General features: G+C 72.3%; 1 protein-coding gene. It reads right to left on the minus strand.

The window, feature by feature from the left end; genetic code table 11:
• Positions 1-351: 351 nt before the first annotated feature.
• On the minus strand, positions 352-2,079 hold the full coding sequence (locus ACTUAL_RS27385) for a ricin-type beta-trefoil lectin domain protein (RefSeq protein WP_440902264.1): 1,728 nt from the start codon (positions 2,077-2,079) through the stop codon (positions 352-354).
• Positions 2,080-2,599: the final 520 nt, after the last annotated feature.

Consider the following 2,599-nt stretch of genomic DNA (forward strand, 5'->3'; position numbering starts at 1 on the left):
GAGATACCACGTCGTCACTTCCCCTCGCAGTGGATGTCCGCGCAATGAGGAAAACGCAAACGAACTGATCGGACGCCGACTCTAAGAGGTGAGTAACCGCAGGTAACAGGACTGCGGCCCTGGTCTCACCCGGTCCAGCGAAGCGGACCATCCACTTGGGAGGGTTCAGGGAAACACACTCATCGTCTCGGTGGGCGAGTGTCCCATTAGGATCTTCCCGACGTAAAAATCCACCCGCACAGGTGGGGGACACGGCGAGGTGCGCCTGAGAACGCGGAGCGCGCACGGGCGGAACCCCCTCGGGGGAGCGCCACCCGTGCGCGCCCGGCGGACCGCTCGGGCGGGCGGCGGCTACTGCCGCGACCACCGCTGGTTCGGACCGCTGTTGCACCGCCACAGCGCGATCGGCGACCCGTTCAGGTTGTTCTCCGGGAGGTGCCCGGCCGTCACGTCCAGGCACAGCCCGCTCCCGGCGTTCACCAGCTGCCCGGACGCCTGCCGCGTCCACCGCTGGTTCGCCCCGCCGTTGCACTGCCACGTCACGACCTGCGTGCCCTCGGCCACGCCGTTCGCGAACGCCTCCAGGCAGTGCTCGCCCTGCACCCGCAGTTCACCCGACGCGGTGTGCCGGAACTGCTGGTTCGGCCCGCCGTTGCAGTCCCACAGCGCGACCTGCACCCCGGTCCGGCCGCCCGGCAGGTCCAGGCAGCGCCCCGACGACCCGCCGACCAGGTTCGTCGCGCCCGCCGGGGGCGCCGCGTCCGCCCTGATCCGCATCGCCACCACGCCGTGCGCGGGCACCCGCGCGGTGATCGCCCCGGTGAACCGCCGCGTCGCCCCGGTCCACAGGTCCGTCGCGGTCGACCCGCCGCCGGGCAGCCCGATGGCCTGCAACGACGTGCCGATGACCGCCTCGGCGCCGCCCTCGTTGAACAGCACCACCGACCGGTCGCCGTCCGCCAGCGGCTTGCTCAGCACGTGCCGCGTCCCGGACGAGGACACCGGCCGCGCCTGCACGCCCAGCGGGTCCTGGTTGACCGCGATCAGCCCCCGGTTGAGGTAGATCGCCATGGTCTCCGGCGTGGCCACGCGCAGGTCCGCGCCGATCAGCAGCGGGGCCGCCATCTGCGCCCACAGCGTGAAGTGGCTGCGGTACTCGGTGGTGGTCATGCCGCCGTTGCCGACCTCCAGCATGTCCGGGTCGTTCCAGCCGCCGGGGCCCGCCGCGTCGTTGAGCGGGGCGTTGCGGTGGAAGATGTCCACGACGCTGCCCCAGGTGTCGGTGATGTCCGGGGTGGTGCGCCACAGGTGGCCGACGTCGCGGGCCCACGTCCACGGCTGGTTCTCGCCCCACTCGCAGACGCTGAACACGATCCGCCTGCCGGTGGCCAGCAGCGCGTCCCGCATGGTCGTGTAGCGCTGGCGGGCGTCGATGCCCTGGTTGTAGCAGTTGTCGTACTTGAGGTAGTCCACGCCCCACGACGCGAAGGCCGCCGCGTCGCGCTGCTCGTGGCCGAGGCTGCCGGGGTAGCCGGCGCAGGTGAGCGTGCCCGCGTCGGCGTACAGGCCCAGGAGCAGGCCCCTGGAGTGCACGTAGTCGGCGACGTGCTTGATGCCCTTGGGGAACTTGACCGGGTCGGGCACCAGGTTGCCGTCCGCGTCGCGCTCGCGCGTTGACCAGCAGTCGTCGATGTTGACGTACTGGTAGCCGGCGTCCTTCAGGCCGGAGGTCACGAAGACGTCGGCGGTGGCCATGATCAGCTCTTCGGTGACGTCGCAGCCGAAGGAGTTCCAGTTGTTGAACCCCATCGGTGGGACGCGCGAGGCGCCGTCGTCGAGCATCGGGACGACCGGGTCGCGCGGGATGGCCGCGCCCTCTAACCCGGTGGCGGGCCGGGCGGGCCCGGTCCGGGTCGGTTGGGACTGGCTGGGCTGGGGCTGGGTCGGCTGGGACTGGGTGGGCTCGGTCTGCTGCGCCTGTCCGGTCGCGGTCGTGGCCGATGCCGGGAGCGGAACCGCCACCCCGGTGGCCAGCAGGGCCAGGACGGCCCCGGTGATGAGCTTGCGCGCTCGGTGCATGGTTGAGATGCCCCCCTCGTCAGTGGACTCCGTTGTGCGCCAACGTGGGAGGAAGATCGTCAGGGTTGGGGGACGTCGCGCACAACGGGCTTCGCGGAAGTATCACCGAACAGCCGAACCCCCGAGCGGCCCCGCTGCTCCACACCGCTGACGCGGCACGCCGCCGGGACGTGGCACGGGTTGCGGCGAGCGGCCGTCCGGGTGGGGCCGAACGGACTTCGCGTTCCCGCAGCGAGGTCGGATCGCCTTCCCGCAGTCGTGAACCCCACCAACGGCTTCCCCGGCCGCACGGACGGGTGGGTTTTCGCGGCATCACCCGACACGGGCATCACGCCCGGCGGCCCGCGGGCGGCCAAACCGGCGGGGGAAGGGGGAACGCCGTGGCAACACCCGCGCGGCCCGGCGCGGACGGGCTCGCGCACCTCGCCGCCGCGCTGCGCGACCGGCGCAGCGCGGTGCGCGCGGGGACGACCGACCGCAGCTGGCGGTCCGCCGGATCGCCGCGCGCACCGGCTGCGCG

It is taken from the genome of Actinosynnema sp. (assembly GCF_052038725.1).